18 protein-coding genes and 2 pseudogenes are annotated in these 20,529 nt (G+C 68.2%); 13 read left to right on the plus strand and 7 right to left on the minus strand.

What is annotated here, in order from left to right; all coding sequences use genetic code 11:
• The first annotated feature begins 152 nt into the window (after positions 1–152).
• From ACFZDJ_RS53345 to ACFZDJ_RS53365, 5 genes are all read left to right on the plus strand, one after another.
• The gene (locus tag ACFZDJ_RS53345; RefSeq protein ID WP_391070424.1) at positions 153–1,031 is read left to right on the plus strand and encodes a DNA ligase; all 879 of its coding nucleotides are present in this window, start codon (positions 153–155) and stop codon (positions 1,029–1,031) included.
• A gap of 549 nt (positions 1,032–1,580) precedes the next feature.
• Positions 1,581–3,725, plus strand: coding sequence for a protein kinase (locus ACFZDJ_RS53350; RefSeq protein WP_391070425.1), 2,145 nt, complete (start codon positions 1,581–1,583; stop codon positions 3,723–3,725).
• Between the two features lie 430 nt (positions 3,726–4,155).
• Positions 4,156–4,434: a hypothetical protein gene (locus tag ACFZDJ_RS53355; protein ID WP_391070427.1), complete on the plus strand. Its 279-nt coding sequence runs from the start codon at positions 4,156–4,158 to the stop codon at positions 4,432–4,434.
• A gap of 135 nt (positions 4,435–4,569) precedes the next feature.
• Positions 4,570–5,505, plus strand: a complete 936-nt coding sequence (locus tag ACFZDJ_RS53360) for a hypothetical protein (RefSeq protein WP_391070429.1) — start codon at positions 4,570–4,572, stop codon at positions 5,503–5,505.
• A gap of 70 nt (positions 5,506–5,575) precedes the next feature.
• Entirely contained in the window at positions 5,576–5,797 is a 222-nt protein-coding gene (locus ACFZDJ_RS53365) for a hypothetical protein (RefSeq protein WP_391070430.1), read from the plus strand.
• 96 nt (positions 5,798–5,893) lie between these two features.
• On the opposite strand, the gene ACFZDJ_RS53370 is transcribed toward ACFZDJ_RS53365, so the two are convergent.
• From ACFZDJ_RS53370 to ACFZDJ_RS53380, 3 genes are read right to left on the minus strand one after another with little or no spacing between them, the layout of a single operon-like run.
• Positions 5,894–6,577, minus strand: coding sequence for a response regulator (locus ACFZDJ_RS53370; RefSeq protein WP_391070431.1), 684 nt, complete (start codon positions 6,575–6,577; stop codon positions 5,894–5,896).
• Entirely contained in the window at positions 6,574–7,206 is a 633-nt protein-coding gene (locus ACFZDJ_RS53375; RefSeq protein WP_391070488.1) for a histidine kinase, read from the minus strand. Before ACFZDJ_RS53375 ends, ACFZDJ_RS53370 begins: the two co-directional genes overlap by 4 nt.
• On the minus strand, positions 7,092–7,763 hold the full coding sequence (locus ACFZDJ_RS53380) for a hypothetical protein (RefSeq protein ID WP_391070433.1): 672 nt from the start codon (positions 7,761–7,763) through the stop codon (positions 7,092–7,094). The genes ACFZDJ_RS53375 and ACFZDJ_RS53380 overlap by 115 nt, the downstream gene beginning before the upstream one ends.
• 142 nt (positions 7,764–7,905) lie before the next feature.
• On the opposite strand from ACFZDJ_RS53380, the gene ACFZDJ_RS53385 reads away from it, so the two are divergent.
• The 5 genes and pseudogenes from ACFZDJ_RS53385 to ACFZDJ_RS53405 all read left to right on the plus strand — a co-directional run bounded on the left by ACFZDJ_RS53385 (position 7,906) and on the right by ACFZDJ_RS53405 (position 14,090).
• Entirely contained in the window at positions 7,906–8,652 is a 747-nt protein-coding gene (locus ACFZDJ_RS53385) for an ATP-binding cassette domain-containing protein (protein WP_391070434.1), read from the plus strand.
• Positions 8,653–8,797: 145 nt separating this feature from the next.
• Positions 8,798–11,143 carry an FtsX-like permease family protein gene (locus ACFZDJ_RS53390; RefSeq protein WP_391070435.1) on the plus strand — a complete coding sequence of 782 codons (2,346 nt, stop codon included), beginning with the start codon at positions 8,798–8,800 and terminating at the stop codon, positions 11,141–11,143.
• A gap of 154 nt (positions 11,144–11,297) precedes the next feature.
• Positions 11,298–11,621: pseudogene (locus ACFZDJ_RS53395) on the plus strand (serine dehydratase beta chain); the annotation flags it as partial.
• A 185-nt stretch (positions 11,622–11,806) separates the two neighbouring features.
• The gene (locus tag ACFZDJ_RS53400) at positions 11,807–12,640 is read left to right on the plus strand and encodes a transposase family protein (RefSeq protein WP_391070437.1); all 834 of its coding nucleotides are present in this window, start codon (positions 11,807–11,809) and stop codon (positions 12,638–12,640) included.
• A gap of 124 nt (positions 12,641–12,764) precedes the next feature.
• Positions 12,765–14,090 (plus strand): hypothetical protein, encoded by a 1,326-nt coding sequence (locus ACFZDJ_RS53405; RefSeq protein ID WP_391070439.1) that lies wholly within the window; start codon positions 12,765–12,767, stop codon positions 14,088–14,090.
• 445 nt (positions 14,091–14,535) lie between these two features.
• Here ACFZDJ_RS53405 and ACFZDJ_RS53410 read toward each other — a convergent pair whose 3' ends face one another.
• Complete coding sequence (locus ACFZDJ_RS53410) at positions 14,536–14,979, minus strand: hypothetical protein (RefSeq protein WP_391070441.1); 444 nt, start codon at positions 14,977–14,979, stop codon at positions 14,536–14,538.
• A 451-nt stretch (positions 14,980–15,430) separates the two neighbouring features.
• On the opposite strand from ACFZDJ_RS53410, the gene ACFZDJ_RS53415 reads away from it, so the two are divergent.
• Complete coding sequence (locus ACFZDJ_RS53415; protein WP_391070442.1) at positions 15,431–15,907, plus strand: hypothetical protein; 477 nt, start codon at positions 15,431–15,433, stop codon at positions 15,905–15,907.
• A gap of 140 nt (positions 15,908–16,047) precedes the next feature.
• Here the strand turns inward: ACFZDJ_RS53415 and ACFZDJ_RS53420 are convergent, their stop codons facing one another.
• Positions 16,048–16,545, minus strand: coding sequence for a hypothetical protein (locus ACFZDJ_RS53420; RefSeq protein ID WP_391070443.1), 498 nt, complete (start codon positions 16,543–16,545; stop codon positions 16,048–16,050).
• A 68-nt stretch (positions 16,546–16,613) separates the two neighbouring features.
• Positions 16,614–17,036 (minus strand): hypothetical protein, encoded by a 423-nt coding sequence (locus ACFZDJ_RS53425; protein WP_391070492.1) that lies wholly within the window; start codon positions 17,034–17,036, stop codon positions 16,614–16,616.
• Positions 17,037–17,318: 282 nt separating this feature from the next.
• Here ACFZDJ_RS53425 and ACFZDJ_RS53430 point away from each other — a divergent pair.
• A pseudogene (locus ACFZDJ_RS53430) lies at positions 17,319–17,531 on the plus strand (acyltransferase); the annotation flags it as partial.
• Between the two features lie 103 nt (positions 17,532–17,634).
• Entirely contained in the window at positions 17,635–18,438 is an 804-nt protein-coding gene (locus tag ACFZDJ_RS53435) for an acyltransferase family protein (RefSeq protein WP_391070445.1), read from the plus strand.
• Between the two features lie 391 nt (positions 18,439–18,829).
• On the opposite strand, the gene ACFZDJ_RS53440 is transcribed toward ACFZDJ_RS53435, so the two are convergent.
• Positions 18,830–20,227, minus strand: coding sequence for an IS1380 family transposase (locus ACFZDJ_RS53440; RefSeq protein ID WP_391070490.1), 1,398 nt, complete (start codon positions 20,225–20,227; stop codon positions 18,830–18,832).
• Positions 20,228–20,529: the final 302 nt, after the last annotated feature.

The following is a 20,529-nucleotide window of genomic DNA, read 5'->3' on the forward strand; positions in this document are numbered from 1 at the left end:
GGCCAAAGGAAATGGCGCCGCTCCACAGTGGTCGGAGCATCACGGACCTCCACGACAACCCCGAGCCCCCACCAGCTTAAAAGTCCCCGACACGGCCCGCTCCCCCACAACACCGGCGGGCGCCGCAGCCATGGCCGCCGCAGGCTGGACGGGTGGACTGGCCCGTTTCCGTCGCCCTCGCCCAGTCCGTGCCGGAACTGCCCACCGGCACGGACTGGAGCTACGAGGTGAAACTCGACGGCCACAGAATGATCATGTGGCGGACCGGCGACGGGGTCCGCCTGCAGGCCCGCTCCGGACGCGACGTCACCGCCGTATGGGGCGACCTCGCTCTCGCCGGCCACCACCTCCCGGCCGGGACCGTCCTCGACGGCGAGGCTGTCATCACCGCCGAGGACAGCCGGATCAGCTTCGAGGCCGCACAGGCCCGAGCCGCCTCCTCCCCCGCCCGCGCCCACCGCCTGGCCGGCCAACGCCCCGCGCACTACATCGCCTTCGACGTCCTGCAGCTGCCGTCCGGCGATGTCCGGGCGCGCCCGTACAGCGAGCGCCGCGCAGCCCTCCTGAGCCTCCTGGCAGAACTGCCCGCGCCCACCCCGATCCAGGCCGTCTCCGCCACCACCGACCGCGACACCGCACTCACCTGGTACACCACCCTCCACAACCAGGGCGTCGAAGGCATCGTCGCCAAACGTGCCACCTCCCCCTACCGGGCCGGCCGCACCGGAGGATGGCAGAAGATCCGGCACGCCGAGACTGTCGATGCCGACGTGATCGGCTACACCGGGCCGCAGACCCGGCCCCGCGCGCTCGCGGTACGGCTTCCGAACGGACGTACCGCACTCACGCAGACGCTGTCAGCGCCGCTCGCTGCGCAGATCGCGCAGGTCCTGGTTGCGGCCGGTCCAGCAAAACAGGGCCGCGCAGACACCAGTGAGACCTACACCAGGATTCCTTCTGGCCTCGCCGTCGTGGAAGTCCTCGCGGGCACCACCCGCCACGCCGTCGTGACCCCGCTGCGCCTTCGATGAGCGCCGATGAGGTCCAGAGTGGGGCCCACGGCATCAAGGCCGCATTCGATGAGTCCAGCCCGTGACCGCGCGGACCACGGCACTTACATCGAGATGGCCTCCCGCCCTCTGGAACCCGCCCTCTTTGCCCTCGCCGCCTTTGCCGTACACGGGCGCATCAGACGCTGAACCGCTCAGGGCCAACTATCACTGCACGTGGGCATCTATCGCCGAATGTGACTGAGCGCCTCAGCCGGTTCTGACCGTGGTTACGTGATGGCTTCGCCAGATGCCTATCGCCCACTGCTACATCCGGCTGTCACACCACGGAAACGCGGTCAGAGTCGCGCCGAAAGCTTTGCCCGACGGTGACGCGGTGCCGTGTTGGGGCGGGCCACGGTTAGCTCCTCGGCGGTGCGCCACCATGCCCCGCCTTGTGATCGCACTCCGTCTAGCGACGTCACGAAATGCGCTAGCGTCCGTGCTGCCCGCAGCAGCCGGGACTGTAAGCCTCTAACCCACCTTGAGGTGTGGGGAGGGCTCGATTACCGCAGAGTCGCAGGAGGGGCCTTGAGCTGGCAGGACGAGAATACGCCGCCGGTGGTCGGGGAGTACCGTGTTGAGCGCCGCATCGGCGCGGGTGGCATGGGGGTCGTCCATCTGGCTGTGTCGCCGTCGGGCCGACGTGTCGCCCTGAAGATCATCCGAGGGGAGTTTGCGGACGACGCCGATTACCGCGCCCGGTTCCGGCACGAGATCGAGGCCGCTCGGCAGGTCAGTGGGGCGTTTACGGCCTCGGTAGTGGGCGCCGATGCCGATGCCGATCCTCCCTGGATGGCGACGCAGTACTTTGACGCCCCGACGCTCTCGGAACATGTGCGCGAGAACGGCGCGTTCGGCGAGGACGCCGTGCGACGGCTGGGCCGGGGGCTCGCCGAGGCCCTGCGTGACATCCACCGGGCCGGTCTGGTGCACCGCGATCTCAAGCCGGGCAATGTGCTGTTGCCCGAGGACGGCCCCCGTGTCATCGACTTCGGTGTCGCCCGGGTACTGAGCGCGGAACCGCTGACACGGAGCGGCAAGGTCCTGGGCACGGTGTCCTTCATGGCACCGGAGCAGCTGAGCACGCCGCGAGAGGTAGGGACGGCGGCCGACGTGTTCGCACTGGGCGGGGTCCTGACCTATGCGGCGACGGGCCGGGGACCGTTCGACGGCGACACGGGCGCCCCACCCATAGCGGTCGCGATGAAGATTGCGCATGACGCTCCGGACCTCGCGGGAGTCCCGTCGGCTCTGCGTCCCGTCATCGAGAAGTGCTTAAGCAAGGACCCCACCGGCCGACCCTCCGCCGCCGATCTGCTCGCTTTGCTTCAGGAACAGGGGATAGAGACAGCAGGGTCAGAGGAACCTGAGAAGACGACGGAACCGGAAGGCTCCGCACATGGTCCCCGGCGATGGCCCCGGACGCGCACCTACCTGCTTGTCGCTGTCACCGCTATTGCGGTGACAGCGGCGGTCCCAGTGTTTCTGGGGGGCGATGCGGGAGGAGCTCAGGGTGACGCCAAGGGCTCGGCATCGCCCTCGGTCCACGCCTCGTCGACACGAACTGCCCCCGCCTTCGAACCAGTTGCGGCTCTGCGGCCGAAAGGGTGGGGTTTGTGGGAGAAGAAGCCAACCATCACCACAGGGCACCACGACTATGACAGCCTCCCCTCCTGTGCCGGTACCGGGGATGTACTTGTGTGCACGGAGGTCGGTGTGGTGGCTGAACGGATCGACGTCGCCTCCGGACGGACCATGTGGAGCAAGCCGTACACAGGCCCGTCCACGGATACAGGCTCGGTCGTGGGGTTCGCCGGAGACACGGTCCTGGTCGACGACGCACGGATCGATGCAAAAGGCAGGGAACAGCTCAAAGGCTTCGACGTGAAGACCGGTAACCTGCTGTGGTCCGCCTGGATGACATCGCCGAGCTTCAGCGTGCAGAAGTCCACGGTCACGACGGTTGACCACCCGGAGGCGGACCGACTCCGGATCGACCGCAGGGATGCGCGCACGGGAAAGCTGGTCGGGTCCAGAACCTTTCCCGTCGGCGAGTACTACACCGTCTTCTGCGGTGAAGACGGTGCGCTGTATCTGCTCAAGGCCGGGGCAGATGAAGGCTTCATCACATCCCTCGCCGTCCTTGATGACGCCACGCTGCGCACGACCAAGGTTCTCGCCACTTTCGACAAGGACCCCGGCACGCCGGTGGCGGCCGACGGCGACACGGTGTCCTTCCTGCTCGACGGCCAGAGCGTCACCCGCGTCACCAGGGCGGACGGAAGCACGGAACGCCTTCCCCTCCGGGATGCCCCAAAGGGCACTGCACGCACGCAGGGGGACACGCTCTACATCAGCCGGGCTGACGGCATGCTGGCCTCGTACGACCTCCGGACAGGCCGGCGAAACTGGACCATGGAGACGAGAGGCGAATCTCCCGTTCGCCCGGTGCTTGCCGGCGGCCGGCTGTACAGCTCGGCCATTGATGGGCGGATCACCTGTGTCGATGCTGCGACGGGAAAGACCTTGTGGCGCAGTGCGGCACGACGCGACCCGAACTTGACCATCGAGAGTCCCGTCGACGAGCGTCCTGAACCCGTGGTGCTGAACGGCGTGGTGTACGCGGGAGCCAGCACGGGATCCGTCTTTGCGGTCGCCCCGACCACAGCGTGAGCGTGCGTGAGGAGAAGAGCAGCCCATCCGCGAGACTGACGCCGTAGTCAGGTAGGCGCTAGGACGGTGCCGACTCGTCACGCACAGAACGACGCTGATGGCCGGAGTGGCAACTGGGGCGCTGAGTTACATGCGCGTGTGACTGAGCCCCCAGTTGGCCGTCGAGTACTCTTCATTTGGCCAGTGAGCGTTTGATTTGGCCGGTTGAGCGTTCGGTTTTGCTCCCAGCCCTTCGCGTGCCCGCCGCCGCAGACAAGCACCCGTCGTGGCTGCGGTGTTGAAGAAGCGCACGGACACCAAGTTTCGATTTGCCGTCGACTGACTGCCCTGATCGGTCGGTACGTTTCGCCGGTGGCCGAGGGATACAGGACTACGATCATTGTGTCGAGCAGTACGTGTGCGTCGGCCATCCGGCGTTGAGGGGGTCAGCGTGGACGACAGCAAGCAGCCGGTCCGGTTCCGGCAGCGGACGAAGCAGGTGACGGCGCCGCCGACGCCGGAGGCACTGTTCGGAGTACTCCCTCGAACGACCACCAGCCACGGCGCTCTGTGGTCGCACCAGGCCGACATGCTGCGCGCCTACGCCTCGCCCTCACTCTTGAACAAGTCGGACGTCGCCCTGGAGCTCCCGACCGGCTCCGGGAAGACCTTGGTTGGCCTGCTGATCGCTGACTGGAGGCGGCGCTACTACAAGCACCGCTCGGTCTAGGCCTGCCCGACCAAGCAGCTCGCCCACCAGGTCTGGGCTGCCGCCCGGGCCCAAGGCATCCCCGCCGCCCTGTTTATCGGCTCGCGCTCCGACTTCGACGACCGGGACCTGGCCCGCTACGCGGGCGCCGAGGTTGTGGCCGTAACCGTCTACAGCCACGTGTTCAACACCAATCCGGCCTTTCCGGACGCGCAGAGCCTGCTGTTCGACGACGCGTACGCTGCCGAAGGCTTCGTAGCGGATGCCTGGGCAGTGGACATCCCGGCCACCGTCAGCCAGTTCACCTCGCTGTTGGACGTGTTCGGCGACGACCTCGACCCCCACCTGGTGTCCCGACTGACCGACGCGTACGGCGGCACGGATGTACGGCTTGTGCCGGTGCCGACCGTCGCCAAGCACGCCGTCGAGCTGGACAGGGTCCTGTCAACCCTGGTCGGCAACTCCTGGCACCGGTTCAAGATGGTCCGCTCGCAGCTGCGTGCCTGCCTGTTCTACGTCAGCCCGCAGGGCTGGTACATCCGGCCGATGATCCCGCCGACCTTCGCCCACACCCCGTTCATGGGCCCGCAGCAGCGGATCTACCTCTCGGCGACCCTCGGTGAAGGCGGCGAGCTGGAGCGGGCCTTCGGCCGCCCGATGATCACCCGGATCGCGGCGCCCCCGGAGTGGGAGAGCATCGGCAGCGGCCGACGCTTCTTCGTCTTTCCCGACCTGGCGGAGTCGACCAACGACCCCTTCGGCCCCGGCGGTCTGCACTCGGCCGACACCCACCAGCCAGCAGCGCAAACCGGTCCTGCCGAGGCGTCGGCCAATCCAGCGGACAAGGGTGGCCTGGTCGGCCGGTTGATCGGCCTGCGCGGTAAATGCGTGGTGCTAACACCCGACGGAAAGTCGGCCACGATGATCGCCGACACCCTGGGGGTGCCACAGACCGAACGATTCCGACCCGGCGACACCCTGGACGGCCTCCAACCATTGAAGATCTACCATCCTGAAGCTCCTGGTCAGATGCCTGGCGTGTCAGAGTTCTCGGGTGCTCGTGCTGGTCGTGGGCGGGTGTCTTCGGTGTAGATCATTCGTCAGGGTGGTTGGTGGTGGTTCCGGCCCGTTGCGTCCGGCGCTGTTCCTACGCTGAGGTTTTATGACGGATGCCGTGATGCTGGAGCGGATCGCCGCGCGACGTGCTGACCTGGATCTCCTGGAGGAGCAGTTGGTGAAGCAGCTCGCCGAGGTGCGGGTCGAGCGGGACGAGCTGGTGGTGGCCGAACGCGTGGCGCAGCGGATCAGCGAGCAGGGCTTCGGGGAGTATCTGTCCCCCGCGCCGCCGCCCGAGGAGGCGCAGGTGGGGTCCGTGACTTCCTGAACAACCTCGACTCGAATCCCGCTGCGGCCAGGTGGGTGTGCTGGCGCATCGGGAACGCGGCGAACTCGTGGTCTCGATCGTTCTTCTCATCCTGCCCTACCGTCTACGCGTCACGAGTCCGGCCTCGAAGGCGATGATCGCCAGGTGGACGCGGTCCCGAGCTTCGAGCTTGGCGAACAGACGCGCGACATGCGTCTTCGCCGTCGCCGCGCTGATCACCAACCGCTCGGCTATCTCAGCGTTCGACAGTCCCTGTCCGACCAGTGCCAGCACCTCGCGCTCCCGGTCGGTGATCCCCGCGATGAGACTTGAGTCCGCGGCGGGCTCGGCGTCCGGTTCGGGGGCCGCGGGGCCGGACGTTCCGGCGAAGTCCGCGATCAGCCGCCGGGTCACGCTCGGCGCGATCAACGCGTCGCCGGCCGCCACCACGCGGATCGCGTCCAGGATCGCGTTCAGGGCCATGCTCTTGAGCAGGAATCCGCTGGCCCCGGCGCGCAGTGCGCCGTAGACGTACTCGTCGTCGTCGAAGGTCGTCAGGACCAGCACCTTGGGCGGGTCCGGCTCGGCGGTCGCCTGCCGGGTCGCCGCGATCCCGTCCATGCCCGGCATCCGGATGTCCATCACCACGACGTCCGGCCGCAGCTCACGCACCAGGCGCACCGCCTCGCGGCCGTCGCTGGCCTCCCCGGCCACCTCCAGGTCGTCGGTGTCGCCGATCAGGATTCCGAGCCCGACCAGCATCAGTGGCTGGTCATCGACCAGCAGCACCCGCACGCTCATGCCGGAAGCCTCGCCGCCACCCGGAATCCGCCCTCCGGACGCCGGCCCGCGCTGAACTGGCCGGACAGCAACGTCACCCGCTCGCGCATGCCGACCAGGCCGAAGCCGCTCCCGCCGGTCGCCGCCGAGGACCTCGGACGGCCCGGCCCGCCGAGACCGTCGTCCCCCTCGTCCACCACCTCGATGCTCACTCCTTCCGGCTCGTAATCGACCGCGACCCGGCACGTTCGCGCCCCGGAATGCCGCACCACGTTCGTCACCGACTCCTGGATGATCCGGAACGCCGACAGTTCGATCTCCGGCGGCAGTGGACGCTGCTCGCCCCGCCAGGTCACGTGGACCCGCACTCCGGCGTCGGCCGTGCGTTCGGCGAGTAGCGGGACGTCGGCCAGGCTGCCGGCCGGCGCCAGCGGAGCGGCCCGCGGCATGGCGTCGTCCATCTCGGCGCGGCGTAGCGCCCCGAGCATGCGCTGCAGCCCGAGGAGCGTCTCCCGGCTGGTGGTCTCGATGCCGGTCAGCGCCCGCCGCGTCTGCTCGGGCTTGGTCTCCACCACCCGCGCCGCCGCTCCCGACAGCACCGTGATGATCCCGATGCTGTGCGCGACGCTGTCGTGCAGTTCACGGGCGATCCGCAGCCGCTCGGCCATGACGACGCGGGCCTCGGTCTGCTCGTGCAGGGATTCGAGGTATTCACGGCGTTTGCGATACACCCCCCGAAGACCCACGCGACCGCGAACCACAACGCGAGCCACCCGGCCCACTGGGCCGCGTCGCCGACACTGACGTGGATGTCGTTGACGAACGCGGCCGCGACGCCCGCGACGGAGCCGACGGCGGCAGCCTTCGGCCGCCGGGCGGCGATGTTCCCGCTCAAGGCGACGAGCAGGATGAACACGACCAAGGGCCGCGCGCCGAAAATGTCGCCGAGGGCTGATTCGCCCAGGACCGCCGCGAAGACGGCCGCCGGCAGACGGCGCACCAGCAGGATCGGAAGGGCGAGCACGACGCAGAGACCCGTCGTCTGGTAGCGCCCGAGGTCGGGGAACCGGAACAGGCCGTCGTCGGGGCTCGGCGTCGTCAAGGCGAGCATCAGCGCGTAGAAGCCGGCGATGGCCAGCACCACGGCCTGTGACATCAGCCAGGTCACGCGCTTCGATGTCGAGAGACGCTGGAGAAGCTCTTCCACACGGAGATCGTATTCAGTGGCGTCGGCTCTGCGCGTCGCCCCGGGGATGTACGCGGGTACATCCCCGGGCCGATGGCCCGCGGGGGAGGTGACATCCGCCGGCCGACGCGAGGGATCACGATCCGTTCCTAGGTTCATAGCCATGACCAATGCACCGATGATCGATCTCCAAGACGCGACAAAGAAGTACGACGACGGCCCGCCCGCGCTGGCCGGTGTGACCTTGTCCGTGGCGGCTGGTGAGTGCGTGGCGATCCTCGGGCACTCCGGCAGTGGCAAGTCGACGCTGCTGAACCTGGTCGCGGGTCTGGACAAGCCTTCCAGCGGCAGTGTCACCGTCGACGGCACCCGCGTCGACCAGCTCGGTGAGGCCGGTTCGGCGAAGTACCGCCGGGCCTCGATCGGAATGATCTTCCAGTTCTTCAACCTGCTCGACGACCTGACCGTGTTGGACAACGTCATGGTTCCGGCGCAGCTGGCCGGGATGGGCAAGGGCGAAGCGAAGCGGCGGGCCATCGAGCTGCTCGGCTCGCTGGGCATCGACCGGCATGCCAAGGCCTACCCGCAGCGGCTGTCCGGCGGTCAGCGGCAGCGGGTGGCGGTGGCCAGGGCTCTGATGAACAAGCCGGCGCTGCTGCTGGCCGACGAGCCCACCGGCGCGCTGGACTCGAGCTCGGCCGAGGACGTGCGCCAGCTGCTGCTGGACCTGAACAGCGAGGGCCAGACCATCTTGTTGGTGACCCACGATGTGCAGTTGGCCGCGAGCACCGCGCGCCGCACGATCGAGTTGGTGGACGGCGCGGTCAAGCGGGACGTCGTCAACGAGGGCAGCGGTGCCGGCCTGGCCGCCCGCACGCCGCTGACCCGTCCGGCGGGAGCGGTCGGATGATACTGCGCAAGCCGCCGATGCCCCGGCGCCTCTTCGAGGTCGGATTCCGGGCCGTGGCCCGCCTGCTGCCGGCGGTGAGCCGGTGAGCGCCTTGGGCAAGGTCGTACGCTCCGGCGTGGGCCGGCGTCGGGTCCAGTCCCTCGTCATGGCCCTGACAACGTTCGCCGCGGTGACGTCCTCAGTACTCTCCCTCGGCCTGCTGGCCGTCGTGCAGGCCCCGTTCGACCACGCCTTCAGTGCTCGGAACGGGGCGCACCTGGCGGTCCAGTTCGACGGCTCGAAGGCCACGGCCGCGCAGGCCGCCGCCACCGCGCACGCCGCCGGCGTCACCGAGGCGGCCGGACCGTACCCGATCGCCGCCGCCCTGGACACGACCGTCGGCACGGACTGCCCCAAGAAGGATTTCGCCGGTCACGACAACCATCCGATCACCGTCACCACCCGGCCCGACCTGGGTAGCACCTCCGGGATGGACCAGCTGGTGCTGACCCAGGGGCGCTGGCCGACGAGCCCGGGCGAGATCGCCCTGCCGTGGCAGCACTATGCCATCGCCTGCTTCGGCAGTTCGGTGGTGTTCTCCTCCCTGCCGGGCAAGCCGTCGTTCAAGGTCGTCGGCTTCGCCAACTCGGTGACCGACAGCGCGACCGCCTTCGTCACCGCCGACGGTTTCGGGCGGCTCACCGCTGCCGGTGCCAAGTCCGACGAGCAGATGCTCTACCGGTTCGCCAAGGCCGGGACCGACGCCGACATCGCCACCGACAAGCAGGCGGTGGCCGCCGCTGCGCCGGCCGGCTCGGTCGAGAGCGGACAGTCGTACCTGACCGCGGAGCAGCAGGCCGGCGGCAACGCCAGGGCCTACGTGCCGTTCCTGATCGGCTTCGGGATCCTCGGGCTGTTCATGTCGGTGCTGATCATCTCGATCGTGGTCAGCGGGGCTGTGGCCTCGGGAATCCGGCGTATCGGGATTCTGAAGTCGTTGGGCTTCACCCCTTCGCAGGTGGCCCGCGCCTACACCGCGCAGGCCATGATCCCGGCGACACTCGGCCTGGTGCTCGGCGCGGTTTTCGGCAACCTCCTGGCTGTGCCGATCCTGGGCGGGGCCACCAAGCAGCTCGGCGCGGCCAGTGCCACGATTCCGTTGTGGGTCAGCGCCGTGGTGCCGCTGGGCACCCTGCTGATCGTCGGCGTCACGGCTTTGATCCCGGCACTGCGGGCCGGCCGGATGCCGACGGTGCGCGCTCTGGTGGTCGGCCGCGCCCCCAAGGCCGGGGGCGGTCAGACGGCGCAGCGTCTGGCCTCGCGGCTGCCGCTGCCCCGGGCCATGTCGTTGGGGCTGGCCCAGCCGTTCGCCCGGCCGGCCCAGGCCGTACTGGTCGGTGCGGCGGTGCTGTTCGGCGTGGTGAGTGCCACGTTCGCGGTGGGGCTGGAGACCGGGTTCAACAAGTACCTGGACACCAGCACCGCAGGCTTCAACGTCGCGTCGAAGTTCGTGGAACCCACAGCCGACGTAGGCGTGACCTGGGGTTTCTACGGCCCCAACGACCCGCGCAGGCCGCACCTGGATGCCGCCAAGGTGGCCGCCGCGCTCGCCGAGACCCCGGGCACGAAGGCCGCGTTCGGCTGGGGCGAGAGCGGCGCGACCATCGTCGGCGCCCCGCCCGGCGGCGAACCGCCGAAGGTGTTCACGGTCACCGGCGACTTCTCCTGGACGAACATGGAGCTGCTGTCCGGCCGCTGGTTCTCGGCGCCCGGCGAGGCCGTGGTCGGCGACAAGCTGGCCACGACGGTGGGGATCCACGTCGGTGACAACGTCACCGTGGTGCAGCAGAACAAGCAACTGCCGCTGAAGGTCGTCGGCATCAACTTCGACACCAACGTGGGCGACTACACGGTCATGACGGATGCGGCCACCTTCACCGCCGCCGGTCTGGCCCCGCACATCGAGCAGTTCAACGTCGAGCTGGCCTCGAACGTCAGCGGACCGGACTGGTCCACCTCAGCCGCCGCCGCGCTGACCCCGCTGAACGCCTCGGTCCAGCCGCACTCGGACGGGGGCAAGAACATCGTGGTGATCATCATGGGCACCCTGGTGGCCACGCTCACGCTGATGATGGTGGCGGTCGCCGCGCTCGGGGTGCTGAGCATGGTGGTGCAGGACACCCGGGAGCGGGTTCATGATCTGGGGATCTTCAAGGCCCTCGGGATGACACCCAAGCAGACCATCGCGATGGTTCTGACCTCGGTGTGCCTCACCGGCCTGATCGCCGGGCTGATCGGGGTCCCGCTCGGGGTCGCGGTGGAGAAGGCGACGCTGACCCCGATGGGGAACGCGATCGGCCGGCACCTGCCGCCGAGCGTGTCCCACACCTACACCGCCGCTCTGCTCATCCCCCTGCTGGCCGGCGGGATCGTGATCGCCCTGCGCGGGGCACTGCTCCCGGCCAGCTGGGCGGCACGGACCCGGACCGCCACCGCGCTGCGGACCGAGTAGGACCGAGCAGAGCCGCCGGTCGCCGCAGCAAAAGCGGTGCTGGGCACTGCATGGCGCGCCAAGAACGCCAATGCCGACCTCCCCGGTTAATACCCTCGGGAGGTCGGCATTCCGGCGTTTTTCCCTCAACACAGAGGCGTGAGAGGCACCCAGCATGGCGGTCAGCGTTTTCGACCTGTTCTCGATCGGTATCGGCCCGTAGAGTTCACACACAGTCGGCCCGATGCGCGCGGCCCGGATGTCCGTCAAGCGCCTGGACAACGAGGGCCCGCTGCCCCGGGTGACCAGGGTCCGCGCAGAACTGCTCGGCTTCCTCGGCGGCACCGGCCGCGGCCACTGCACCCCGAAGGCGGTGCTGCTGGGCACCGAGAAGGGCGCCGAGGCCGAGATCGCCTTCACCGGGGACCGCGACCTGGTGCTGCACCGGCGCAAGTCGCTGCCGTACCACTTTAACGGCATGCGGCTGTTCGCCTATGAGACTTCATTTGGAGCCCGACGGTGCTGCCCGGGGTGCCGGGAACCAGCCCGACCTATCGGTGGGCGTCCCGCATAGCAGCGATTATGCGGAGGCTGATATCTACCCGAACCGGGCGTCCGGCGGGGCCGGACAGTAAGGGGCGTGAAATCCCTCCGCAAGGCGTCCCCAGTGCTCGTTGAACTTGTGTGACGAAGAACAAGAAGCAGGCCGGGGACGCCGTCTCCCTGGTCTACCAGTGCCGTCTGCCGCTGTCCACGACCACCGTCGCCTACGTCGCCGATCTGCTGCGACGACACCTGAAAGCGATCGGATCACGGTGGCGGTCCAAGCCCACGGGCCGGATCGCGGTGCTCGTGCTGGCCGTGCTGCGCCACGACCAGCGCGCCGCCGACCTCGCCGGCGGCAACCAGATCTCGGCCACGACCATGAGACGCTGGTGCGACGAGGTCGTCGCCCTGCTGGCGGCCAAGGCCCCGCGCCTGGACCGCGCTATACGGAAAGTGGCGAGACGCGGCGGGGAAGTCGTGCTGATCGACGGCACCCTCATCCCCACCCGCCGCCGCACCGGCCGGGACAACAGACCGAACTTCAGCGGCAAACACAAACGCCACGGCCTGCATTTCCTCGCGCTCACCGACGAACGCGGCCGCCTGATCTGGATCTCCGCCGCCCGGCCCGGACGCACCCACGACATCACCGCCGCCCGCCGCGACCACATCCTCGACCACCTGCGCGCCGCCGGACTTGGCGCCCTGGCCGACCTCGGCTTCCTCGGCCTCGACCCCGACGGCGACGACCAGGTGGTGATCACCGGCTACAAGGCCACCCGCGCCCGCAAGCTCACCACCGGCCAGAAGACCGCCAACAAGGTGATCTCCGCCGCCCGAGCCCCCGTCGAGCACGGCTTCGCAAACCTGAAGAACTGGCGCGTCCGCACCAAACTGCGCACCAATCCCTCCCGCGCCACGAACCTGCTGCGGGCGCTTCTCGTCCTGACCAACCTCGAAATCGCCCGATGACAGACGATCACGACCACAGACACCCGCCCACCACCAGCACGAGTACCCACGAACCCTGTCACACCAGCACCCCGACCAGGACGTTCATGGTGGTGCGAGCTCATTCAAGACCGCCGACCGGGGCATGCTGCTCGCCCCGAGCCGCTTCGACGGCATGGACCTCCCCGACGAGTCGTGCAACATCATCCTGATGCACGACCTCCCCGACGCCCTTCACCTCCAGGACAAGTTCCTTCAGTCCCGGCTGCGCGCCGGCCGCGTGGCCCTGGAACGGGTCCGCACCCGCGTCATCCAGGGCGCCGGCCGCTGCACCCGCGGACCCCGCGACTTCGCACTCGTCATCGTCACCGGACGCGAACTCCAGCGCTTCCTCTCCCGCCTCGACGTCCGCGAAGGACTGCCGCCCGAGCTCCAGGCCGAGATCGCCTTCGGCCGCGACAACAGTGAAGTACCCCCGTCTGATCTCGTCGCCCTAGCACGCAGCGCCCTCGATCGTGACCAGATGCGGCAGCAGGTCGCCGAGCCGGACATCGTCGAGCGCCGCTCCGAGTGCGCCAAACAAGCCCCTGCCTACGTGGGCATGTTGGCCGCAAGCGCCGAACATGAGGTCAACGCCTGGCAGGCCGCCTGGCAAGAGGACTGGGACACCGCCTCCCGCAGCGCGGTGCAGGTCCTCGATCTCCTGACCAGCAGAGAGCTGCGCCCCTACCAGGCGATGTGGGCCTACCTCGGATCAGTCTGGGCCCGGCTGGCGGCAGACGCCCCGGGCGCGACAGCGCGGGCCGAGCAACTGCTGGAGCGGGCCCGCAAGGCCGCCTTCGGCACCACGTGGCTGCGGGAGATCGAGGGGCACGCGGTGGCCGCGCCCGAACTCGGCGCCCTGGACACCGAGGCCGTAGCAGCCGTAGCCGAGGCATACCGGTCGTCCTCGAAGCTAAAGACGGCCGCCAAGTTCAACACGTTCGCCAACGAGATGCTGGCCAACCTACGCGAGCAGTACTCCGTGAAGTACGAGGCGGGGCTGGTCTCCCTCGGGGAACTGCTGGGGGCCCGCTCGTTCAAGCCGACAGGTCAGGGACGCACGGACGCGGCGTGGCTGTGGCCATCTTGGTGGCTCACGGTCGAGGCCAAGAGCGAGCAGAAGTCCGAAGGAGGCGTCAGCCTGAAGTACATCAGGCAGTCGAACAGCCAGCTCCGTCAGCTCGCCAGCGACGAGCGGGTCGCCGAGGCGCCGAGGCGCCGAGGCGCCGAGGCGCCGAGGCGCCGAGGCGCCGAGCGACAGTATCAGCCTCGTCGTCTCCCCTCGCGGGATGGTGAGCGACCTGGCCGTTCCCGCTGCGGAGTCCCATCTCTACCTTGTCTCCCCGGACACGGTCCTCGCGCTCGCGGTGCGGGCGACGCAGGCATGGACCCGGATCCGCAACGCCGCCCCGGCCGGCGTCGAGGGTGAAGACCTGCACGCTGTGGTCGCGGAGGCCCTGCGCACCAGCCTGGTGCTGCCCTCCTACGTCAAGGAAGCCGTGACCGCAGACTCCATCCGCCCGTAAGGGCCCAGACTCGCAGCTTTTGACTGAGCGCTTCAGCGCGAGTTGAGCGCGAGTTGAGCGTGTGGTGTCCATCGTGGCGCGAGTCGGTTGGCGTGGGGGGGCGAGCAGGGGCGTCAGCTCCTTGTAGTGGGCGCTCAACTGGCCAACTGAAGGGTTCTGACCGCGATTGCGTGATGGCTACGATCTTTGCCCTGTCGGGCTGTACCTCGTCGGGGCGATCCCTCACGACGGCACGGCCAGTAGCGCGGGTGGCCAACTGATGGGTAAGTCTTCCGGGCCGTGTGCGTCCGAGACGAACGTGGCCCCGCCGGACGAGCCGGCAAGGCCACGGGGATCGGGTCGGGACGCCTAGATGTCCGGCTGGTCGATCGTCATGGTGAAGCTGAGGACCATGATTTGCTCGTACTTCGGAGGGAACTTCTGGGACAGCCTGAGGAGAGACTTGGCGTCGACGTCCACGTCGTTCTGCTCGATGGTGATCGTGCCACCCTTGCTGTCCTTGTGGACATTGCCGACCTTGACGATCGCTTCCTTTTCCGGGCTGGATACGGTCAGGGAGGACGTGATGTTGTCGAAGTCGTCGCCGACGTCCCCCGTCACGGTGAGGGCCTTGCTGCGGCCGCCGAACATGGAGTCCTCGTATAGCGTGACCGTCCACCCCTTGGGGATGGTCACGGAGCTGATGAAGTCGTTGTCGTCCAGCGCGCTCGTGTCGTAGGCACCGGGCTTCAGGGCCTGGCTCTTGCCCTTGCAGCCGCGCTCGCCATGCACGATCACGTGATCGTCCGCCATGATCTCCTCGCCTGCCTTTCATTCGGAAGCAAACCGAGGCTGACGGTAGGGCCTGGTGATCACCACAGCGGCGCGTGCCGTTGGCGATCACCCGTGCGAGTGGCGCCAACACGCTCGCATGGGTGAACAGCGGCTGCACGTGGCCGCCGCCGTTCCGGTCCTCTTTGCCGGCCTCGACAAACCACAACCAATCGTGACGCTTGCGACGGCCAACTGAAGGCTGCGTTAGGGATCGCCCCGCCGAGGTACAGCCCGGCAGGGCAGAGATCGGAGCCATCACGCAATCACGGTCAGAACCGCTCAGCCGGCCACTGTGAGCGTCACAGTTGGCCACAGGCAACCGAGTGAAAATTGCCCCCTGTGCAAGTGAGGACACGGCTGTCACGCTCCCCCTATGAGATGGGGGATTCTTTTATGGGGCCGGGAACTTCATGTCGCTCCACGCTATGACGTGCCGTCAGACGACACCGTGGGCCAAGAGGTTGAGGGCCTTCGAGCTGAGTGTGAATGGCAGTCGGAGAAGTCTCGCTTCCACCGGCGCCTGTGGTGGTTCGTCCACACCTTTCTCGGGCTTCCGTCCGCCGTGCTGGCCGGGATCTCGGGCGCGACTGGGCTGTCGTCTGAGTCTGCCCGCGTTCCAGCAGCCGTACTGGCGCTGATCAGTGCAGGCCTCGGCGCAGCCATCGCATTCCTCAAACCCGAAGCACGTGAACGGAAGGCGCGGGCATACCGCAACGCCTTTCTGGTGCTGGAGACCGAGGCTCGCTTCGCGTTGACGCAGGCGATATCCAGCGGTGAGCACGTCGCTCTGAGCGCGTACAGGAACCTGCTGGAGCGCAGGAGAATGATCGTCGCGGGCCAGGCTGACGAACTGCTGAATCTGGCTGCCACAGGAGGAGTCACGCGCCAGAACGAAATCGACCAGTAAGAGTCCCAATGCGTCGCATTCGAACTGGGCGAGGACGACTTCCTCGTCAATCGCGCGGAATCCGCTGGCCACGGGCTTCGGGGAGCGCGATAGTTCGCGAATGCGGAGCACGATAGGTTGCGGGTTCGACGCAGGGAATGTCACTCATCGTGATCGACTGAGGCGTCATCCGTTGGGGGCCAGTGCCTTGGACGGCCGGCTCGCAGGAAGTCCCGGTACTCATCCTGAGTGACACCCTCGTTGACCCAGCGGCCACGAACGGCTCCAGTCCGAGCCTCCGCAAGGGCGACGGCGTCGGGTGCCGCCATCACCTTGGCGATCTCCCGACCGAACTCCTCGTCCTCATCGTCGGCATCGAGCGGAGGGAACTCCCCGAGGTCGCAGAAGCCCTCACTGCCCACATCTGCCGCCGTGTGCAGGACATCCTTGAACCCCGAGTGCGTTGGCACGACCTCAACCCAGCTGATGCCGAGGGTGTCGGCATCACCAGCAGGACCGAGGAACTGTTCGACGGATCGGCCTCGGCCCAGGGCGCCGAAGACGAAAGACTCCACTAGCCTCGCCGTTTCGGTTGGTGTGATGAGGCGTGGCTGAGGGGTCGAGTGTCTCGTGGCGATGGGATTTCGGTGCTTGGGCATGGTGGAGTCCCGGCGCGCTGGTCGGGTTCTCCAAGGTCTTTCGGTTGCGGCGGTCGGGGGTTTACCGGTCAGCCGATGGGTCGGGGCAATGCCGCGAGGCGGTGGAAGGCGTTGGCGCGGACGGCGCGCAGTTTGAGTACGGCTTCGGCGCCGGAGAGGCCCCAACGGGCGCCGGTGATGTCCAGGCGGTCTTTGGCCAGGTGGCGGCATGCTCTCTCGATAATGCCGGTGGCGATCGGCCAGCCGCGTCCCAGAGCGGTGTCGTAGCGCAGGTGTTCGGCCTTGCTGGTCAGGTAGTTCACGGCGTCGTCGATGCCCTTGCGCTTGGTGCCGCGCAGTCTTGCGGCTCGGGCGGCCGCTTTGAGCGCGGCGGCGGTCTGCTGAACGCCACCGGCCAGGAGGGTGCGGGCGTGGCGGGCGACCCATGCTTCGGCGGAGGCGTCGCCGGTGTCGTGCAGGCACCAGGCCGCTCGCCACAGATATTCGAGCACGTGGATCAGGTCGACGAAGATGTGGATGTCCGCGCGCGCTGTTCTGCTTCGGTCTTGATGAGGTCGACCGGACGGGCCGTCACGCGTCCCGCAACAGGAGATCGTGTGCTCGGCAACCATTTCGTCTGCCCGTTGGTCATGTGATCGGGGTTCATAGGGCCCTGACAGCAAAGAACAACACTGGAACGGGGATGCATGACCCAGGCGGAGCACAGGGGACGGGTCGACGTGGCCACGAGGCGTGGGAACGAGGGGGCGGTCGCACCCAATGTGCCGCTCCCGATGGCGGCGCCTGCGGGGCGGGTGATCGTGGCCAGGCCGGCCGTCCGCAGGGACCGGCTCGCCGCGCTGGACGGCCTGCGGTTCCTGGCGGCGCTGGCGGTGGTGCTGTTCCACTTCGTCGGCCAGACCCCCTGGTCGATGATCACGATCTGGGGCCGCCCTTATCGGAGCACGTTCCCCGAGGCTCATGGGTACTTCGCCTACGGCCGGCTCGGCGTCGACCTGTTCTTCCTGATCAGCGGGTTCGTCATCTGCATGAGCGCATGGGGGCGCACCCCGCGACTTCTTCATCTCGCGCGTCACCCGCCTGTACCCGATGTACTGGATCGCGATCGTGGTGTCGGCGTGCGTCATCTACCTGACCGACAGCCCGTTCGGGCACCCCAACCCGCGGCTGCTCTTCGCGAACTTCACGATGTTGCAGACCCCGCTCGGCGTGGACAACCTGGACTCGGTCTACTGGACGCTCTGGCCGGAACTCTGCTTCTACCTCACCTTCGCGGTCGTGGTGTGGAAGGGCCTCAGCTACCAACGGGTCGTGATTTTCTGCGGGTTGTGGACGGTCGCCGCGGTGCTGGCGCCCGGCGCCCGGATCCCGTTGCTCTCACTGATGGTCAACCCGACGTCCGCCCCGTACTTCATCGCGGGCATGGCCTTCTACCTCATGCACCGGTACCGGCCGACACCGCTGCTGTGGGGCATCGTCGCCATGTCGTGGCTGCTGGCGCTGCACTTCCTGCTGGCACCCGGCGGCGGCCGCAACAACTGGGACACCTGGGCACCTTGGCGCGGCTGGCTGATCGTGGTGACCACGGTGTTCTTCCTGCTGATCGCCGCCATCGCACTCGGCTGGACCCGCTGGATCCGCTGGCGCGGCCTGACCGTCGCCGGCACTATGACCTTCCCGCTGTATCTGCTGCACGACACCATCGGCATGACCATCGCGCACTACTACGGCGACCGGGTCGCCCCCTGGGCCCTGGTCGGGGTCACGGTGAGCGCGTTGATCGTCCTGGCGTACCTCGTGCACCGGTTCGTCGAGCGGCCGATCGCACAGGCCATGCGGCGCTGGCTGAACACCGCGGCGTTCGGTCTGCAGCCGCCGACGCCGCGCCGCTGAACGGACGGTGTCCCGTCCTGCCCGCTGCCTGAAACGGTGAACGCGATGCAGGACTGGCTCGGGAGGGACGAACGTCAATGGGTGCAGATCTTGTGAGGGTGCCTCGTTGGGGTGATTCGCAGGGGTTTGGGATGTGGCCGGTCGTGTCGGCTTCTACCGTCGCCGGGGTCGAGCCCGCCGTGAGGCGTGCGGGTGCTGAGCAAGGGTGGGTGTGCGGTGCCGTCGTTGATCGAGACTCTTACCCTCGCCGTTTCGGTTGGGGTGATGAGGCGTCGCCGAGGGGTAACTGCCGGGTGGCCGAGGTGATTTCGGTGCTCGGGCATGGCGGAGTCCCGGCGCGCTGGTCGGGTTCTCCAGGGTCCTTCGGGTCGTGGCGGGCGGGGTTTGCCGGTCAGCCGGTGGGACGGGGCAGTGCGGCGAGGCGGTGGAAGGCTGTGGCCAGTTCGTTTCTCCAGGGCCAGGTCGCCGATATCCGCAAGCGCAGACGGCGGCCGCCGCGGGTGAGGCGTGCGGCGACGTGCAGCAGCCGGTAGCGGAGCTTCTTCGGCTCGGCAGCCGCGAGTTCGCCGCCCAGCAGCAGGACACGCAAGGCCAGCAGATCGATCGCTGCGAGGCTGAGTTCGAGCCAGACGGCGTTGATGGCGAAGTCGCGGGAGGGGCAGCGGCCGAAGCCGGTGGTCTTGCCGCACTGGATGTGGTCCTCGACGCATGCATGCCCGCGGTGACGGACCTCCAGGAATTGGGCGGAGCCGCCATCGCAGTACGGGGTGTCGGTGAGGAACACCTGGTGGCGCAGGCCCTCGTCCTGATCGAACAGGGACAGCTGGGCTCCGGGGTGCGGACGGTCCCGGCGCACGATGATGCGGGTGCCGACGGGGTAGCCGGTCAGGTCGACCATGCCGGTCAGCTCGGTGACCTCGGCGCCATCACGCAGCGTCCCGTCCTGGCTAAGGGCGGGATGCCAGAGGCAGTCGGGCATGGCCCGGACAGCGCGGCGGACCGGCTCGGTGATGGCGTATCCGACCGAGAAGAAGGTACGGATTCCCCGTTTCTGCACGTCGCGGACGTGGGCGAGGAAGGCTTTCGCGGATCCGGCACTGTCGGTGCGGATCAGGATGTCGGTGCCGTGCCGGTGGGCGTCGGGGATCTGCGCGAGCGCCTGGTCGAGCACCGTGACGTGGTCGGCGGCGGCCAGTGCCTCGCCGGTGTTGGCCAGGAAGCACAGCAGCGGGTGGAAGCCGAAGCCGCCCTTATAGGTGGGTGCGGCCTGCTGTTTCTCGGAGTGGCAGGTGATCAGCGTGGCGTCGAGGTCCAGGACCAGCCCGGGCAGAATGCGTCCCGCGGCCCGGGCTGCGGGTATGCCCTCGCCGTGCCCCGCGGCCTGCAGCCAGGCGACTTCCCGGGCCTGGGCGCCGGCCGAGCGCAGCGACGCCAGTGTCCTCTCGTCGGTGTCGGCGAGCAGCCGCCAGGCCGTCGGGTTCGAGGCGACGGGGCCGAACACCCCTGCCTGGTCCCGCAGTACAGCCAGATCCGCGATGGCCTCGCCGCCGTCAGCGAGCATCACCGCCAGGTCGGTGGCGATCCGGCCCGGATCACGCCCGGTCCCACGCGGCCGAAGCGGCCTGAGAGCGGCGGAGTACGCGGCGCTCAGCCCGGTGACATCAGCGAGATCCGCCAGCAACCGTGCCCCGGCATGCCCGATCGCCCCCGAACCATCAGCAGTGACATGGACCTTGGGACGCAACCCGATAGCCTGCACGTAGAAAGTGCCCTCCGCCTGGACCGACAGAACCCCTCAGCAAGGTTCATCGTCCCAGGTCAGGAAGGCACTTTCGCATTTCCGCCCCGGAGTCAGCCGTCCCCAAGTGAAACGGCGAGGCTAGGTAGCGCACCTGGACAACCTAGCGGCCCGGACACCTTCACCCAGAGGCCCTTTCGCCAGCTCTTCCTTGGCTACGTGCGTCACTGCAAGGCCACTCACAAGGCAGCGCGCTCCACTCGCAAACGGCTGTGCTCCGCCACAGCCAACGTGTGACTGGGTGCTCCACTTGGCCACTCTGAGCGTCCTGGTTGGCCGGACGGGGCAAGCGG

Origin of the sequence: Streptomyces sp. NPDC007896 (assembly GCF_042959425.1) — a bacterium.
GTDB lineage: Bacteria > Actinomycetota > Actinomycetes > Streptomycetales > Streptomycetaceae > Streptomyces.